Here is a 798-nt window from a genome sequence, read left to right on the forward strand (position 1 = left end):
TGCTTATCAACGTTTTTTTAAAGGATTGGGGGATTATCCAGCTGAGAAATTAAAGAAAAAACAACATTTCTCTTTTCAGGTTCCTCAGCATTATAAAATTAACTTAACTACGTCTGAGATCTTTCTACCCATTATTGGCTGGATTAAAATCAACATACATAGACCCCTTTTTGAACCTGAATTCTTTGAAACTCATATCAAAACAACTACCATTAATAACGAAATAATAGTTGAGAAGGATCTTAATTCAGAATTCTTAAGAACTGCTACAGTTTCCAGAACATCAGCCGGAAGATACCACATTAGCATCTTAACCGAGGATCTGAATAACTATCCGTTAACTCAACAATATTCCGAATCAACTCTAGTAGGTGTTGATGTTGGTATCAAGACATTTGCAGCCATATCTACAGGGGAGAAAATTGAGAACCCCAAGTTTCTTAAAAAATCTATAAATAAGCTTAAAATGCTACAAAAAAGAGTCAGTAGAAAGGTTAAAGGTTCTAAAAACCGGAAGAAAGCTGTTAAGAAACTTGCAAAACAACATCAATTAGTTTCAAACCAGAGAAATAATTTTCAGCATAAAGTTTCATTGTCACTAATACGCGAAAACCAAGCAGTTGCAATTGAAACTTTAAATATAAAAGGTATGATTAAAAATCACAAATTAGCTCAAGCTGTGGCTGATTCTGCATGGAGCAGTTTTGTAACAAAGTTGGAGTATAAGGCTCAATGGTTTGGCAAGACCATTTTGAAGATTGGAATGTTTGAACCATCTTCTAAAAATTGTCATGTTTG

The 798-nt window shown here is 33.5% G+C and carries 1 protein-coding gene; it reads left to right on the top strand.

Annotation, left to right across the window (positions count from 1 at the left end; translation table 11 throughout):
- On the top strand, positions 1-798 hold a 798-nt coding region (locus EO93_RS10295; RefSeq protein ID WP_048162467.1), incomplete at both ends, for an RNA-guided endonuclease TnpB family protein.

The organism is Methanosarcina sp. 1.H.A.2.2, assembly GCF_000979975.1.
Taxonomy (GTDB): domain Archaea; phylum Halobacteriota; class Methanosarcinia; order Methanosarcinales; family Methanosarcinaceae; genus Methanosarcina.